The sequence below is a fragment of the Ornithinibacillus californiensis genome, assembly GCF_001038485.1.
Taxonomy (GTDB): Bacteria; Bacillota; Bacilli; order Bacillales; family Amphibacillaceae; genus Ornithinibacillus; species Ornithinibacillus californiensis.
Genome location: NZ_LDUE01000011.1, coordinates 13,045 through 27,298, shown reverse-complemented (window position 1 = coordinate 27,298; position 14,254 = coordinate 13,045). Strand labels below are relative to the sequence as shown.

The window sequence follows — 14,254 nt, the reverse complement described above, 5'->3', positions numbered from 1 at the left end:
TGAGACTGGGACATAACTATTTTATCAAAAAGTAAAACCGAACTATCTGTTTATGGGTGCATATACCACGCTCCGGAAATATACTTCGCTTTCCGCGGGCGGCTGGTGAGCCTCCTCGCTCGTTCCGAGCTGCGGGGTCTCACCTATGCCTATCCTCCCGCAGGAGTCTCCGTATATTTCCGGAGCTGAACAGTGCATAGTTCGGTTTTTACATTGTTTTTTTTGTTATGTCCCAACCTGTTTTTCATTTGTTAAATCTTTGTCGTAAGGGATGACAGGGCTTCTCATAATCAAAATACTGAGGGTAAGCACAAAAATTGATGATGACAGCGCCTCTCATAATCAAAATGAAGCGGTTAAGCGCAAAAGAGATGAAGACGGTACAACTCATCACCAACTGTTCCATCCGTATCTTAAGTGGCTCAATCCCTGTAAACCTTCAAAAAACGTATTACAATCTTTGACACGGAAAATCTAGTAAATCTAGTTAAATGGAGCTATTTTAATAGGTGTTTTAATAGAACTATTAGTAGTTTTCTATCATAAAGCACTTGCCTCCTAGTAAGGCTTGTCGAAGCATGTAAAACGATTTTTCGCCAGTTGACAGATTATTCTGATACACTTGTCCTATATCAATAGGTGAGGAGTGGTAATCTTGTTAAAAACCCTATCGAAAGCGGGTTTAGGTCTTGCTTTAGCAGGAAGTGTTGTGCTAGGCGGCCTGCAATTAAGTGATACAACCGCGAAGGATACAAGCCAATATGACTTAAGTCTAGCGCATTATGTGGGAGTATCTCCGGAATTGGCTGATAAAGCGAAGGAGCTGGGGGTAGATGTGTCTAAAGCAGATCCAGCTGAAAAGATTGCAAATCACGGGAAAAAGTTCCAGCAAGCAGGTGATAATCATGTTGTCTACAGTGAGACTGAAGGGGATGTACCAGTACTTGTATTATTAGCCAAGTATAAAGATGGCGACGAGCCAATCGGTGATATGGAAGGACAAGTTCCTGCTGAATACTACGAGGACCTGATTTTTGGAACGGAGTACAATCCGTATGAGTTAGATGTTTTTAAACAATATGATGGACCAAACGTGCCTAAGGATCGTACGATGCAAAATGCGTATCATGAATCTAGTTATGGCGCTATAAATCTAGTGAGGAAAGAAAACACAGAATTTGTGTGGGTTGAGCTTCCAAAAGGTGCTTCTTACTACTTAGACCAAGAAGGAACATATGCTGAAAATGGTACATATGTATTTGGTAATGTGAACGGGGATGCGCACACTGGTGAGTTCATCCGTGATCTATTAAAAGCAGCAGACGAGCAAGTAGATTTCTCTCAATATGCAGAAGATGGGGAAGTTCCAAACATCTTCGTCATTCATGAAGGGACAGGTGCGGAATTCAGTCGTGACCCTGCACAGTTCTGGTCACATAAGTGGAATCTATTAAGTGCCCTTTACTATGGAAAATACTATGAAACTGGTCAAACACCAGATGCGCTTGAAGGAATCAGTCAAGGCGAGTGGATTAATCGAACGGTTGTAGAGGATATGACTTATGATGGCGTCATTGTAAATAATTACAACATCCAACCGGGTATCGGTGGGAACGTTGCGGGATATAACCTTGCAACAGGTGGTTATGACGATGCATTAAAAGAAGGTCCATTCCCTGCTCAAACCGGGGTATACGCACATGAATTTGGTCATGCGCTTGGACTACCAGATTTCTATGATACGGTGTATACATCTGAAGGTGTTGGGAACTACTCCATGATGGCAGGTGGATCTTGGATGCGTTATCCAGATGCTGCAGCATACTCTGGAAACTCACCGACACACTTTGATCCGTTCTCGAAGATTTTCTTAGGATGGGTTGACCCGATCGAAGTAGCACCGGAAGATGGGATACAAGAAATTACGCTACCTGCCATCGATCAAGCAGATGCAGACAATGGAATTGTGAAAATGGAAGTACCAGGTTCTAATGGTACGGAATATTTCTTATTCGAAAATGTTCAGCAAAGTGGCTTTAACCAAGGCCTAATCCGCCAAGGGGAAGACTCGCACGGATTAGTAGCATGGCATGTGGATGAAAACATTATTAATCTATATCAAACAGCTGGATTCCGTCCGAATAACGTGGAAAACTGGATGAATAAGCGATTCCAGTATAACCAATCCGAGGTAGCAAGTGACGGCACAGTAGTCACGCATTATGGTCTATCCGTTCTTCAAGCAGATGGAAAGTATGATTTAGAGAAATATGTGAACCGTGGAGATTCTGGTGATTTCTTCAAAACAGGTTCTAAGCTAACACCTAACTCTAAAAATGTTCATACTGGTTCCTACTACTTCTGGAAAGGCTATACTAATACACCAGCTGACTCTGGAATTCATGTAACTGATATCGTTGAAAACGAAGATGGATCGATTACGGCTAAATTCTATTATAGTAAAAATTAAGTGGAATAAGGTAAACCTGAGTCCTTTATTGGGACTCAGGTTTTTTGAATGAAAATTTCCCTGTATTGAATCGTACTTATAGCCCCTTTCTAATCATAATCTTATAAAAGAAAGTGATAAGAAGGAGGTCAAATGAGTGGAGAAAGTGAAGGTTCGTTTACGGCCCTTAGTCAGCAAGTTAAATTTACCGACGGTGATCAAAACAGCAGTCCTACCTGGCGATTCAGTAGAAAGGATATTTATAGCCACCCAGGTAGGGGAGATCTTCTATATTGGAAATGGTGAGATTAGAACGTTCTTAGATATTCGCTCTTCCATCATAGAGCTGGGCGCGAAGGGTGGATATGATGAGCGAGGATTATTAGGATTAGCATTTCATCCAGAATTTTATTACAACGGATTGTTCTATCTTCATTATTCTGTAGCCGGTTCTCAAGGGCCAGGTGCTCTTGCGGATCCTTTTCAGCCTAACCCTTGTGATCCCAGTACATTAAATCTAAAGTGGGAAAATAGAGAAACGCAATATGATCATATCGATACGGTGGAAGAATGGGTATTACATCCGAATGGCAGGCCTGAAAGAAGACGGGCACTACTTAACTTAAGAAGACCTTTTGCTAATCATAATGGTGTCAATAGCTTAACCTTTTCACCGGAAACAGGGAGACTTGTTTTAACAACTGGAGATGGTGGGTCAGGCTTTGATCCATATAATTTAGCTCAGGATGATATGGATATTGCTGGAAAAATAATCGAAATTGCTGTGAATCGTAATGTATCTATCGTTAATCCTCCAATTGTTACACGCTTTAATGAACTCCCCCAAGTCATTCAAGAAACCCTTACAGTAATTGTTAAAGGTGTTCGTAATATACCGGGAATTTCCTATCAGCGGATTAACAATCAGTATAGAAAATATGTTGGAAATGTTGGTCAGGATTTGGTAGAGTCCATTTTTTCATTCGTTAATTATAAGCCAATACCTGTGACACGGATTCTTCAAGCTTCATCCGGAAGTTCCGAGCTTGACCAAGAAGGATTGATTAATCTGGGCTGGAGAGGGTGGGAAGGTGCTTTTCCTACGCCGATAATAAGAGACTGTACCAATAATCCGGATCTAAATGAGAAAACAATTGCTTATTATCAGGAGGCAGTAGCGCTTTCGGCGACTCGTCTTCAGCCATTAACTAGCTATTTTCATCAAGATTCGAGGCCTAATAAGTTTGCAGGGACGGCACTAACAGGTGTTCAAGCTTATATGGGGAATGCAATCCCGGGGTTAAACGGTAGTGTTGTGTTCACGGACGGGGCGAAGAAGGAGACGCAGCCACAGGTTCGTGGTGCCTTAGCCCACGTCTCCTTTAGACCTGATGGACAACATAATGATTTTAGTGAGATACAAATTGATTATGATTTCGGGTCGGAGTCAGCTTATTTTGTTAGTTTGGGGTCCAACCGGAATCAAAGCCGACTATATTTAGGGGTTTATGGTTCTATTAATGTGACAGATTTTAACCAAGGCACCCTTTACGAAATAGTCCCTTAGATAGAAGTGTCCGTTATTATTTGAGGATAATCGGTTTTATTCGTTTTGAAATATTTAAGGCTGCTTCAACCCATAACCAGCTATAAAGGAAAGTAAATAGGAATATACCTCCTGTTGTAAGTAGAGAAAAGGAATCAGAACCAACTGGACCTAAGACAGGATAACGAAAAACATATAGCAAACTCATAATTCCTACCATTAGGAGAACGGAACCAGAAGCGATAATAGTTATTCGCTTCCTAAGAAAGTGAAGGGATGCTCCAATTCCAAGTCCTAACAATCCCGTTGTAAAAGGAAAAATAATTAATTCCGTTGGCTGAAGAATGACTAACAACATGATGGTTAAGAGATAGGACATGAAGCCAAATGGAATGGAAAACATCGAACAGAGTAGAATAGGTGCTGTAGCAAGTGGACTGATCAAATATCCTATACCTGGAAAGAACCCACCAGCAGACTGGAAAATGGCAGCCAAGCAAGCCAAAAAAGAAACTAAAATGAGCTTCTTCATATATTTAAAGTTATGGAACGTCTTTTGAAATAAACGAACCTCTTCTGAAATCGTTTTAAAGAAATACACCTTTTCACCTCCGATAAATGATACGGTCATTACCATCATATTCATCATCCTATTAGAGGTGGTGCTCAATTATGATAGTCCATAAGCTGTAATTCATGCCGGTCTCAAAATAGTGTTAAATTAACAACCTACTAGGAACTTTCTAGCCCTGAATACGATGTTGGATTCCTTTAGCATGGAAGTCAGAAAAGATTAAGTTGATGAGTTAGGACAGTATCCATTCGAAATCTCGATTCTGGAGCTGTCCTTTTCGTTGTTTGTCCACACCAAATTAACGTGCCTTACTCATACCAATCAAAGATAGAATAAGTCCTAATACAGCAATAACGTAACCAAATACTATAAAATCCATATTGTCATCAAGAACCAAAATCCCTCCGAATAACGTTACATGTAATCCAAGAATCATATTTTTCATCCCAGAATCTGTATTCTTCGTAGTTCTATAGATTAAATAAAGTAAGTATATTACTAGAGGAATTCCGATGAAAATAAATGCAAAAAAATAAACTATTGGTCTCAATTTTTACCCCACCTTTATGAGATTATTACTTTTTAACTAAAAAGTAATGATTGTATCCTTCGGGGAAGTCTTCTATTTTTCCGTAAATCTCATAACCTAAGCTTTGATAGAAATCAGGGGCTTGAAAGCTAAATGTATCTACCTTGATGAATCGGCATTTCTTTTCCACGGCGAACTGTTCAGCACTTTCTATAAGTTTTCTGCCAAAACCTTTCCCTCTAATACTGTCGTCAATCCAAAGAAACTGGATCATTAGACTTTGCATTTTAGTACTCCCCGAAATACCGCCAAGGACAGTACCTTCTTCATCGATTACTTTAAAACAGAAATCTTCCTCAACGAAGTCTATATCGCTTTGTGAAAGGTGCTTAATATTTATTCTCTTAATCTTTGTCGAATATATGGGACATCCTCTAGAGTCTGTCCTGTATGAATTACTAGATTTTGCATTTATTATGCCTCCTGGTACTATGATCTTTAGCTAAATAAGAGATTAATCATAGTTTTTTTCTGTTTTGATATGGAAATTGTATTCTTAGTAAATTCACTTATTATATATCGGCAAGTTAGAGGTCCTTACGACGCTTCCATCCTCCATTGTTACTTCTGTATACATTAAAAAATAAGGCTCGTAGGTAACTCCTTGAGAGTCAGGACCTTTGTGCTTGTTTATAATTTTACCAATTGCTTTATCGGTATATGTCCATCCATCCGTATGGTCGGTATCGGTAAACACTAAATTGGGAGTTCCTTCTGACTCCAAGCGAACTGTATAGAAATCTACTTTCTTAGCATTGTCATAATTTAACAATTCAATTTGAAAATAGTCGTCACTGATTACATACCAATCATCTTTAATGATATGTTCTGAATGGAGTTTATACATCGTTGGTAAATCATAAAAAGAGTTACTAGAATCATGTGATCTGGCAATGGAGGACCATCTTACCATCTCCAGACTTTTTGTTCGTTCAGTCAGCTTAATAGATTCATCGGAATTATTTTCTTTTAGGAGTCTTATTTCGTCTTCTTTTTCTAAGACAAGCTCCTTCAACTCTAGCACTTCATTCGTTAATCGTTCTTTTTCTTCTTGCAAAGATTCCAAGTCATTATTAGAGCAACCTGAAATAAGCAAAATGCCCCCAATAAACAACAATAAAATTAACTTTTTCATTTTAACCTCCTTCGGTTACCTGTAGTACTGATTTACTACTAGTTATTAGTTGTTCTTTCAATTGATTCTGCCACTTCTTGTATTGCTGTGATTAAATTGCCTATACTCATATTGACTCCATCAATTGCAATACCTATCCAAAATGCGCCTATTAAGAAACATGCACCAAGAAATAAAACGTGCCAATCTTTCATATTATCTACCTTCTCCCTGTCTGATTTTAACGACCCACTAAACACTAGAAGTATAAGCAGAGTACTTCTATAAACCCATCTCTACCAGTTCATGACAACCTTTATCTTCCATCTCCTTTGAACCGAAAATCTGATAGTAATAGTATTTGGCATATTTTCCATCTCCACGCCCACCGAGTGCGCCGAATCTTATCTTTTCTTGGGGTAATTCCTCTATTACTTCTCCTTGTTGATCAACATAAAATGCACGTATTTGAGCAGATCCCGAACCCTCTTCACTAATCCAACCAAAGTCATATGGTGATGAAGTATATATTACGCCACTTTTTGGAACTCGATAGACTATTTCATTGTTTTCAATTTTTAACGGTAATGCATCTTGCGCATCGTAGTAAATTACGACACACCCCTCAAACCCTGAAGGTAATAAATAAGTTTGGTCTACCCCTTCACGACTGACTATAAAGCTAAAAATCAAGCCAATATAAATCAGAAAGAGCACAGCGATGCCTATTATTTTTCTCACCCATCACCACTCCCAGTAGTTTAGATGCTAAAAATTCACAATATTTAACCATATTTTACCACAACCTGATACCAATTACAGACTCATAAAATAAAAAAGTGCATTCTCTCCATCCATAAAGGAAGGAAAGTATGCACAATGTTTACGTGACATGCTGCTCTATTTTTTCATTCTTTTTAAAGTAATTGGTACCGAGTTCATTTAACACAATTGCTACGAGAATAATAGCGATACCGAACCACTGAACTGGTGTCACGGTTTCGGAGAGTATAAGGCTTGCGGATAAAATAGCTACTGGTAATTCGACTGAAGTTAGTATATTTGCTAGTCCGCCTGAAATGAGTGGTGCTCCAACAGCAAAGAATAACGGCGGTAAAATCGAACCAAATAGTGATACACCAATCGCACTTTGTACTAGATCCATTTCTAGAGGTAGTACGGTCGGAATTTCACGCATAAATAGGATGAGTATTAAGATGGCTGATCCTGTTGCCATTAACGAGCTTCTTGTCCACGGATTGACTTGAACTGCTACCTTGCCACTGAAGAAAATAAACCCTGAATAGGTGAAGGCAGATAGAATGCCATACACAAGACCTTTAACCGGTAAGCCGTGAATGTCTCCATTTAAAATGTTGGAAGCGAAAAAGACACCAGTCAAGATTAATACAATGGATAGAATAGTAATTGGCGCAGGCTTTACCTTGCTAAAGATCCACTCTAATACGATTCCGATCCAAACAAATTGGAACATTAAGATGATTGCTAATGAGGCTGGCAAGTATTGCATGGAACCATAATAGAAAACACTTGTAAGTCCAATGAAACAGCCAGTAATCATAATTTGTGGGGTGTTTTTTCGCGTGAGGCCTTTAAAGCTAGACCGTTTAATGAAGGTCAAGGACCATAAAATAGCTGCGGAAAAGAGCATTTGGATGATATTAATTTGGCCTAGTGAGTAGCCATAACTAAACCCGAGCTTCGCAAATACCGGTGTAAACCCGAAACACCCAGCACCAATTAATACAAAAAGTACTCCTTTATTTAACTTCATGATGAGCCCTCCTTGATGAAAATATAAATCTATTAGGTTATGACCTTGGTTTCATATGCCAACTACTGTATTCTAGTATAAAAGTCTACTTTAGTCTAACTTACTATTATTTGCAAAGGGGATTTTGGATGGAAATCAATTTTAATTTTCCAGACGATATCATCATCATTTTCATGAGTGGTATCGTTTGGTCGGTGATTGCTTACTTGGCGCTTCGAATTTATAAGAAACAAATAGAAAAACCGAAAGTATGGAAGATAGCTGTAATTATTATCGTTAGTCTTTTCTCGTTTTCTATTAATTGGCAAATGTTTAATACACTGGTGAAACTATCAATCTTACCGTTAGGTGTATGGGCAATCTATGTTTTCTTTAAGTGGACAGGAAGAAATTGGGAAGCATATCGCCGCTTTGCTTGGTTAGGGTTTTGGGCAAATTATCTTTTCCTTGCATCGACACTTCTTGCTATTCCCATTCATCATGTCGTGTATCCGAAAGATGAAGCCGCAACGTATTTGTCCGAATTTGAAAATGCCTCCCTTGTGGCTGTCCACCCGTCAGCTATGGAGGATGGTGTATTGGATAAGGATCGTTTGAAAAAAGAACTACAAGCGATGAAGCAAGAAACGATATACAGTGATCAATGGTACGAAGATACATATTTGAATCGCGGTGAGATAAATGAAAAAGATGAGCGGTTCCCGTATCAATTGGTCAATACTGATGCAGCATGGGGCAGTGGTTTGCATTCCGTGATTTTTGTTGAGGATGATGGAAAAGGGGTCTTAATTACGACAGCTGAAAATCAGCTCTACTTTCGCTTCGATCACTCCATCATTGAGGGGGTGGAGTGATGATGAAAAAGAAAAGATTGTGGTTTGTCATTGCTATGGTGCTATTAGCAGGTTGGATTTATTGGTTTTATCTGGCAAAGCCAACTGCCTTTCCAACGAATGAGGCATTGTTGAATGAGATTAATAGAGTTGATTCTGGCGCATCCGCAAGTGAGATTCAAGATACACTTGTATTGGATGCAAAACATGTCTTGGTGCCCTTTATCTCAGATAGGGATGATTATGGCTTGAGCTATTGGGTTTGGGAAAAACATAAATGGCGGGTTGCTGCGATATCTTCGAGGGGAGAACCAAGGATATGGAAGATTGATCGGGGAGATCCGTCGACGTATCACTTTGTATGGAATATTCACCCGGAGGATGAGATGACTACCATGGACTTCTACCTCTTACGTGATCGGAACTATCATATAAGTAATTATGGGGGAGAGGATCAAAGAGATACATATTATCCAGGAATCCAATTGGGTACGGACGTATCGCTTAGTAAGTCTTATGGTGCTATGAAGCTACCGGAAGAATGGGTTTCGGTGATGGATGCCTTTAATCAGATGGGCATTTCCAACCAATCCAATATGTTCTTTAACTCCTTTTTCCCAGCACAATACATGCAATTTGGCTGGATTCCTTCTTATCAAGAGGGTGTAGAACTGTCGCTAGAACGAACATTTAACGGCCATGTTTACTATACTGATGTCGATATCACCCTTGACTATTTGAGGATTTTAAACGAGGGAGATTTGGAGGTGCCTTTCACGACCCGAGATTTGTCGGAGTCTGTCGATTAATTAATTCTTATTGCGGGCTGGAGAGATAATAATATAGAAGATTGCATAAAAAGGTGCTTGACCACATAGGGTTGAGCACCCTTTTTTGAGTGTAGATATACATCGGTGTCGCGAGGTAATTATAAAGAAGGTTGGACTAGTTGTTAGTCTATTTAGAAAATAGTAGCAATATGCTATGCTGTTAATAGAGTTTGTGAATAGATGTACTTAGGCTGAGGGGCGGAAGAGTTGAAGAAGAGACAAAGAAAATGGGGGATACTTTGAAAAAAGAATTTAAAGTAATAATATTTGTTTTGATAACTGGTTACATAGTATTTAATCTATTTTACGTTCCCAATATACCAAACTTTAGTTTTATAGAAGTATTGGGTATGTTTACTGTGTTCTATCTATTAAGGTACTTTTTTGAAGATGAGTACAAGAAAAGAGCAAAAATAAAAATTGCTGTTGATATCATTCTTACTACTTTGACATTTTATATTTTGCAGACTTTATTAGTTTTTTTTAACTAAACGGGTGCAAGTTCAATAAGGCATCAAATTGGATGTTCCTTATTATCATAATATATGTTTTGAATATTATGTTAATAATTACTGTGAAGTTGTTATGCTAACGGAGAGTTATTGGAGGAATTGAATTTGGTTAATCAAATAGAGGTTCGGCTGATGACAGGTAAAGATATAGACACCGTATATCGAGTTTTCGCCGAGAACAATATTAATAAATCATTGGAGTACATATTAGAATGCTGGAAGCAAAATGAAAAAGGTGAAAGAATAACATTACTCGCGTTTTACGAAGAACAATTTGCGGGTAGTTTACACCTTCTTTTTAAATCATACTATCCATATTTTTTAGAAAATGGAATTCCAGAAGTCAACGATTTTAACGTCAACCCTAAATTAAGAGAAAAAGGGATTGGAAGTGCCTTAATGGATTCGATAGAAGAGATTGCTTTAAAGGACTTTGGAATCGTCGGAATTGGTGTTGGTTTATATGATAGTTATGGGAGTGCCCAACGCATTTATGCGAAGAGGGGGTATATCCCAGATGGGAGAGGTGTCATATATAAAGCACATCCTGTTTCTCCAGGAAGCCAGGTTTTGGTAGATGACGACTTAAACCTCTATTATACAAAACAGAAACAAAGTGAAGAGTAAAAGATTCGAAGTTGTACTTTCTTGAAGTAACGGGTGCAATAATTATAAAGAATGTCTACTTTGTTATATTAGGGGGAGGTTAGTAAAAAAAACTACGGTTTAGGGGCAGTCGACTTAATGGGAGAGAGCAAGTATGAAATTACAGAACTGTCATAATTGCAATTTACTGTTTAGAAGAAGGGAATTTCAAAATCCACAAGTAATTTATTTATACGTTCAAAGATTGAATGTTCAAAGTGTGGCACAACGTATAAGATTATTATTTCAACTAATATTTTATAGATCTTTATTAGAGCAATAGAAATTTCATTAGTTGTATTAATGTTTTACTTAAATTCCAATGAATTGCCTTTAATTAGCATTGCATTATTTTTGATAAGCGTAGCTATACTTATATTTTTAGAACCATTTATGGCTAAATATAAGAGAGTTGCAAAAAATATTATACTAACATAAAAGCTATATTCTCCCTTTAATACAATTGTATTAAAAGTTGTTATAGTTCTACTAGATTTGTAACTTCTAACCTACTAAAACGGATTAGTTAGTAGTTATAGTTATACTGATAAGGAGGTAATAATATGGATGAACAAGCATATAGGATAATTAAATCAATATCTCTTGTAGTGGGAGTTGGTTCTTTGATATACATTGGAATGCAACTAACTGATATTAAGGAATCTTTAGAGTCCCTAGCACGATTGGCAGCGAATGGAATGTTTAGTTAGCACTTCACCTAAACGAGCATCATTATCAACTAATTTAAAAGCCACCTCATTTTAACATTATAATGAGATGGCCTCTGTTTGATTGATGTATTAATAGATTTATAGTGTCTGAGCAATATGGTCATTCACAAATGCTTTTATGAAAAATAATTCATTATCATTAGGGTCCCTTTTATTTTCTACCTTAAAGGACTCTAGCGCATTTTCTAGTGAAGAGGTTTTTACAGCTTGGCTTGCTGTTGTTAACTCTTCCCAGTAAATATTCATTTCATTTAAATCACAGATAGATTCATGACCAAGTAAGAACATTTCCGCATCATACTTTTGAATGTCCTTCATCATAGGCAATAACTGTGATTGGTTGTAATGAAATAAAGAATTTGAGGTTGTTCCGTATGCACAATCTCCTAAAAAAATAACTTTTTCATCAGGAATATAAATGATAGTAGAGTCATTGGTATGAGTTGCGTTGATTCTCTCGATAACACAAACTTTATTACCTAAATCAATCGTTAAGGTCTTGTCAAAGATTACATCTGGAGCTTTCAACTTGAAACTGTCCCTGTTGGGCATGTCAGTTTGTATAATCTTCATACACATATCACTCATCTGATTCGTAGTCACATAATTTTGTAGTGAACCATCGTCATAGGACATATCTTGCCACTCTTTTATCACTTCATTAGTTTGACTATTAACGATAACAGTTGCTTCAAAATCATTCATTCCTAGGAAATGATCCCAATGTGCATGGGTAATAACTACATATTTGACAGGCGGTACATTTAGTTTCTCGATTTCTAGTAAAAAGTCCTGCGCATGCTGAGGAGAATTACCAGAATCGACGATTAGACTATATCGGTCACCACATACCAGTCCTAATGTTGGTCGCTCTCTATCATCTTGATTGGATAAATAATAAATAGTATCACTTAATTTATGTAACATGTTATTTTTCCTTTCTTCTGTAAATTGGTTCTATGAAAGAGAAAATCTACATGTTTATTTAAAAGTTATTAAACTTTAGATTTTCTCATATTAATTTTTTACCATTGGACTTATACCTCCTTGCTTCACTAAAGAAAAGTATAACATAATAAAGATTATGCATTTAAAAATTTCTAAATTTTATCATTTGTGTAATTCAATCATTACATAGGGGGAAATCAATGAAAGAAAAAATTCATATAATGGGTGCCTCGGGGGCTGGAACTTCGACACTTGGTTCTTCATTATCAAAGGTTTTGCCTCATACATATCTTGATGCCGATGATTACTTTTGGACAACTAAATTTACTAAACAAAGAGAAGTGTCTGAAAGAAGACAGATGCTTGAAAAGGATTTATCACGTAACGAAAATTATATTCTTTCCGGAGCAGTGTGTGGTTGGGGTGACAACTTTAAAAGTTATTTTGACCTGGTTATATTCCTATGGATACCACAAGATATAAGGCTTGAAAGGCTAAAGCAAAGGGAATTCCAACGATATGGAAATGAAATATTAGCTGGTGGTAGTAAATATGAACAATCGAAAACATTTTTAGAGTGGGCTTCATTATATGATCGTGCAGGAATGGAAGTTAGAAGTAAAACGTTACACGAGCATTGGATGGCAGACTTGTCTTGCCCAGTATTAAAAATTGAAGGGGATTATTCAGTCAAAGAAAGAGTTGATATTGTCTTAGATTATCTAAATACTAATTGAATCACATGGTTGCTATTGTGATAAAAGGTGATCTGGGTAAGAGCTCCTTGTTCTTTTGGGCAACTCCCAATATTATTTTTGGAATATTATGTTAGTATGGTGGTAGAAGTTGTCATTTCAGTAATTTGCTATTCTACTATTGGGCCAGAAGAGGTTAATAAGGGGGGGATAAAGTGGCATTAGGTTTCTACTTTACGCTATGGTGGCATTTTCTTGTACTAATTATGTTGATTATGTTAGTTAGTGGTTTAGTTTGTTTCATATTCCAACGTTTACCATCGTGGGTAATTATATTAGTAAGTGGCTTAATTGGTTATATTTATTCCATCATTGTTGATGCTGTAAGTTTAGCTATTATAATCGTTCCTATTTGTATTGTTTTCTCACTTATCCCTATCCTGTTTGCAAAATTTGCAGTTTTACTTAGAGAAAAAGAAAAGCAAATTAAAGAGAATGATATTTTAGAGGGAAAATAGCTTTCCGCTAACCAATCTCTCGTTGTACTAGTAGAACAGTAGGATTGAATAACTAAATAAAATATTTAATGGAGGTTAATTTATGAGATACCTAATTTTGTTAACTCCATCAATAAATTGGATTGATGGTGTAGTTTTACATAATCAACCGTTCATGCCTGAACATGCTGTCTATGTCCAAACTGAATATAATAAAGGAACTATAGTTTTAGCTGGGCCATTCGGAGGTTCAACTGGAGGAGCCATAGTTATTGATGCAGAGAAAGAAGAAGACGTTATTAAATTTGCAGAAAATGATCCTACTGTTAAAAATGGTATCTTCCGTTATGAAATAAAACAATGGGATTATAAAATGAGTAAGTTTGAAAATGAAAGTCCGGGTTTTGACCAAGGGTATATTGATTACAAACATAAGATTCAAAAAGAATTGGGGATTATTTAGGATGTTTTTAGGTAAGTAGAGGGTTAATTTCAT

At 37.1% G+C, this 14,254-nt stretch carries 17 protein-coding genes; 9 read left to right on the top strand and 8 right to left on the bottom strand.

What is annotated here, in order from left to right:
* Window positions 1-646: 646 nt before the first annotated feature.
* Together TE34_RS02430 and TE34_RS02425 are read left to right on the top strand one after the other, a co-directional pair.
* Window positions 647-2,470: a M6 family metalloprotease domain-containing protein gene (locus TE34_RS02430; RefSeq protein ID WP_407944348.1), complete on the top strand. Its 1,824-nt coding sequence runs from the start codon at window positions 647-649 to the stop codon at window positions 2,468-2,470.
* A gap of 136 nt (window positions 2,471-2,606) precedes the next feature.
* On the top strand, window positions 2,607-4,016 hold the full coding sequence (locus tag TE34_RS02425) for a PQQ-dependent sugar dehydrogenase (RefSeq protein WP_047983240.1): 1,410 nt from the start codon (window positions 2,607-2,609) through the stop codon (window positions 4,014-4,016).
* A gap of 16 nt (window positions 4,017-4,032) precedes the next feature.
* Here TE34_RS02425 and TE34_RS02420 read toward each other — a convergent pair whose 3' ends face one another.
* The 7 genes from TE34_RS02420 to TE34_RS02395 form a co-directional block, all read right to left on the bottom strand.
* Window positions 4,033-4,596: a hypothetical protein gene (locus TE34_RS02420; protein WP_047983244.1), complete on the bottom strand. Its 564-nt coding sequence runs from the start codon at window positions 4,594-4,596 to the stop codon at window positions 4,033-4,035.
* A gap of 271 nt (window positions 4,597-4,867) precedes the next feature.
* Window positions 4,868-5,119: a hypothetical protein gene (locus TE34_RS02415; protein ID WP_053074940.1), complete on the bottom strand. Its 252-nt coding sequence runs from the start codon at window positions 5,117-5,119 to the stop codon at window positions 4,868-4,870.
* 25 nt (window positions 5,120-5,144) lie between these two features.
* A complete protein-coding gene (locus TE34_RS21375; protein ID WP_236687091.1) occupies window positions 5,145-5,402 on the bottom strand; it encodes a GNAT family N-acetyltransferase in 258 nt (85 codons plus the stop codon).
* 261 nt (window positions 5,403-5,663) lie between these two features.
* Window positions 5,664-6,293 (bottom strand): hypothetical protein, encoded by a 630-nt coding sequence (locus tag TE34_RS02405; protein ID WP_047983239.1) that lies wholly within the window; start codon window positions 6,291-6,293, stop codon window positions 5,664-5,666.
* 38 nt (window positions 6,294-6,331) lie between these two features.
* Complete coding sequence (locus TE34_RS20915; protein ID WP_157037564.1) at window positions 6,332-6,487, bottom strand: hypothetical protein; 156 nt, start codon at window positions 6,485-6,487, stop codon at window positions 6,332-6,334.
* A 67-nt stretch (window positions 6,488-6,554) separates the two neighbouring features.
* Window positions 6,555-7,013, bottom strand: coding sequence for a DUF6843 domain-containing protein (locus TE34_RS02400; RefSeq protein ID WP_047983238.1), 459 nt, complete (start codon window positions 7,011-7,013; stop codon window positions 6,555-6,557).
* A gap of 142 nt (window positions 7,014-7,155) precedes the next feature.
* On the bottom strand, window positions 7,156-8,067 hold the full coding sequence (locus TE34_RS02395; RefSeq protein ID WP_047983237.1) for an EamA family transporter: 912 nt from the start codon (window positions 8,065-8,067) through the stop codon (window positions 7,156-7,158).
* 128 nt (window positions 8,068-8,195) lie between these two features.
* Here TE34_RS02395 and TE34_RS02390 point away from each other — a divergent pair, with 128 nt between their 5' ends.
* The 4 genes from TE34_RS02390 (at window position 8,196) to TE34_RS20910 (ending at window position 11,597) form a co-directional block, all read left to right on the top strand.
* Window positions 8,196-8,921 (top strand): hypothetical protein, encoded by a 726-nt coding sequence (locus tag TE34_RS02390; RefSeq protein ID WP_047983236.1) that lies wholly within the window; start codon window positions 8,196-8,198, stop codon window positions 8,919-8,921.
* Entirely contained in the window at window positions 8,921-9,709 is a 789-nt protein-coding gene (locus TE34_RS02385; protein ID WP_047983235.1) for a hypothetical protein, read from the top strand. Before TE34_RS02390 ends, TE34_RS02385 begins: the two co-directional genes overlap by 1 nt.
* A gap of 638 nt (window positions 9,710-10,347) precedes the next feature.
* A complete protein-coding gene (locus TE34_RS02375; protein ID WP_236687090.1) occupies window positions 10,348-10,869 on the top strand; it encodes a GNAT family N-acetyltransferase in 522 nt (173 codons plus the stop codon).
* A gap of 581 nt (window positions 10,870-11,450) precedes the next feature.
* Window positions 11,451-11,597: a hypothetical protein gene (locus TE34_RS20910; RefSeq protein ID WP_157037563.1), complete on the top strand. Its 147-nt coding sequence runs from the start codon at window positions 11,451-11,453 to the stop codon at window positions 11,595-11,597.
* Window positions 11,598-11,696: 99 nt separating this feature from the next.
* On the opposite strand, the gene TE34_RS02370 is transcribed toward TE34_RS20910, so the two are convergent.
* Window positions 11,697-12,545, bottom strand: coding sequence for an MBL fold metallo-hydrolase (locus TE34_RS02370; protein ID WP_047983233.1), 849 nt, complete (start codon window positions 12,543-12,545; stop codon window positions 11,697-11,699).
* A gap of 221 nt (window positions 12,546-12,766) precedes the next feature.
* Between TE34_RS02370 and TE34_RS02365 the strand changes: the two genes are divergently transcribed.
* The 3 genes from TE34_RS02365 (at window position 12,767) to TE34_RS02355 (ending at window position 14,221) form a co-directional block, all read left to right on the top strand.
* Complete coding sequence (locus tag TE34_RS02365) at window positions 12,767-13,303, top strand: ATP-binding protein (protein ID WP_047983232.1); 537 nt, start codon at window positions 12,767-12,769, stop codon at window positions 13,301-13,303.
* 173 nt (window positions 13,304-13,476) lie between these two features.
* Complete coding sequence (locus tag TE34_RS02360) at window positions 13,477-13,779, top strand: hypothetical protein (protein ID WP_047983231.1); 303 nt, start codon at window positions 13,477-13,479, stop codon at window positions 13,777-13,779.
* Between the two features lie 82 nt (window positions 13,780-13,861).
* Window positions 13,862-14,221 (top strand): YciI family protein, encoded by a 360-nt coding sequence (locus TE34_RS02355; RefSeq protein ID WP_047983230.1) that lies wholly within the window; start codon window positions 13,862-13,864, stop codon window positions 14,219-14,221.
* Window positions 14,222-14,254: the final 33 nt, after the last annotated feature.